Source organism: Flectobacillus sp., assembly GCF_049240685.1.
In the GTDB taxonomy this organism is placed as follows: Bacteria; Bacteroidota; Bacteroidia; order Cytophagales; family Spirosomataceae; genus Flectobacillus.
Map to the genome: position 1 here is coordinate 1 of NZ_JBMLSD010000160.1, position 1930 is coordinate 1930.

General features: G+C 37.8%; 2 protein-coding genes. One reads left to right on the forward strand and one right to left on the reverse strand.

Going from position 1 to position 1930, the window contains the following annotated elements:
- Positions 1 to 6: 6 nt before the first annotated feature.
- Entirely contained in the window at positions 7 to 990 is a 984-nt protein-coding gene (locus tag ACOVQ4_RS07360) for a glycosyltransferase (protein WP_421820006.1), read from the reverse strand.
- Positions 991 to 1098: 108 nt separating this feature from the next.
- On the opposite strand from ACOVQ4_RS07360, the gene ACOVQ4_RS07365 reads away from it, so the two are divergent.
- Entirely contained in the window at positions 1099 to 1908 is an 810-nt protein-coding gene (locus ACOVQ4_RS07365) for an FkbM family methyltransferase (protein ID WP_421820007.1), read from the forward strand.
- Positions 1909 to 1930: the final 22 nt, after the last annotated feature.

The window sequence follows — 1930 nt, forward strand, 5'->3', positions numbered from 1 at the left end:
CCCTCTTTAATTTACTTCGTAAGGTAAAAATTTAGGATAATCAAACAGGGCTTTCGGTGCAACCGAGTTGATTTTTTTTCCTGATAAAACCATTTCAAAATACTGCAAATATCCCAATGCCATTTGTCGAGAAGTGAAGGTATCTCTGGCATATTCATGGCAAATTTTTGGGTCAAACTGTGCTATATTTTTCAGCTTCTCAGCCAACTCATTTTCCGAAATAGATAAAAATCCAACTTCTGGTGTTACAATTTCGGGTAGCGAACCGTAGGGCGTTCCCAAAACACTACAACCCATATAAAGACTTTCGACAATCGCCAATCCAAATGGCTCATGCCATAAAACTGGAAATATCAGCGCTTTGGAACGATGTAATAAATCAAACTTTACCCTTCCTCCTACCATTCCATGAAATCTTACATGGCGATCGGGAGTAAAACGAAATCCCATCTTAAAATTGAGACGATGCCCGCCCATAACTGCTAACTTTTCGTTTGCTTTTTTGGCAATATGAATCGCTCCTTTAACATTTTTCACTCGCCATGAGGCATTTGCCAAGAAATGAGTATGCCCTCTTTGATGTGAAAATGAAGGTTTGGGATAATCTTCAAAATCGACTCCATTCAACACATAAGCGGTCGAATTATGACGCTCTGCATGGTTTTTTGAAACAAATACCGCATTTTGATCCAATACCTCATCAGCTCTTGGATTGCCGTGAACCGTATAGACATAAGGCTTCGGAAAATCTTCGGGAGGTGGAATACTCAAATGTACCACATCGATATAATCAGGAATTTGTAGACTTAATGAAAGTTCGGGATTATAAAACAGCACCTCAGCAAATGGACATTCCGAACCTTTTGCCACCAAAAATGAAACACGATGCCCCATTTGGGTCAACTCTTTACCCAACCACCAAACCACTCGCTCGGTTCCTCCGTACTCCAATGCAGGCAATACTGCATTGTGGAAAATCAAAATGTGCATATTGTTAAAAAATGTTATAAACCCTTTTTTATGCAAATTTAAAGCTATTTTTACAGAACGTATATTTCCTCTAATGCAAGTATAGTCCAACTTTAAACACACATACGAATGTTCAATTACCTAAAAAAGAAGTACACTAAGTTTGTGGCCAAACGCAAATTTAGTAATTATGGTGACGCAACCTCTGTCATCTCAATCCAAGGAATCGGCAATATCAACTTCACTTGTTGGTTAAATCCTTTAGAACAAGAGAAAACTATCTCTCTCAGTCAGGTTAATTTTTATCGTAAATTCCTTAAAACTGGCGATTTTGTCATTGACATCGGCGCACACATTGGCGACACTACTCTTCCTATGGCTTTGGCAGTTGGCGCGCAAGGCACAGTTTTGGCCTTTGACCCAAACCCTCACGTTTTTAAAATTTTACAGAAAAACGCCGATCAAAATCGTCACATTTCTAACATTATTCCTTTACCTTATGCTATTGCAGTGGAAGAAGGCGAGTATTCGTATGCTTCTTCTGAGGCCAGCTTCAACAATGGTGGAATCAGTGGAAAAAATGGAAAATTTGGTTTAGGAGAAAAAGTAAAAGGTGTCAACCTTCAAAACTTTATTCACACACAATATCCAGAAGTGAGTAAAATCTCCTTGATTAAAGTAGATGCAGAAGGGTATGATATTCAAATCTTAAAATCAATCAGTAAGCTTCTTGACCAGTACAAACCTACATTGATTTTTGAATGTTTCAAAGATTTATCTGAGCAAGACCGCCACGATTTGTTTGATTATATTAGTCAAAAAGGCTATAAAATCAACAAAATGGATGATTTTGAAGAAGATGCAGCCATTACGCCTATTCCTCAAAAACAAAATATGCTAGATTGGAAACACTTCGATATTATTGCTTTTGCAGAATAGATGTTAAGTGAAGGCACAAAGG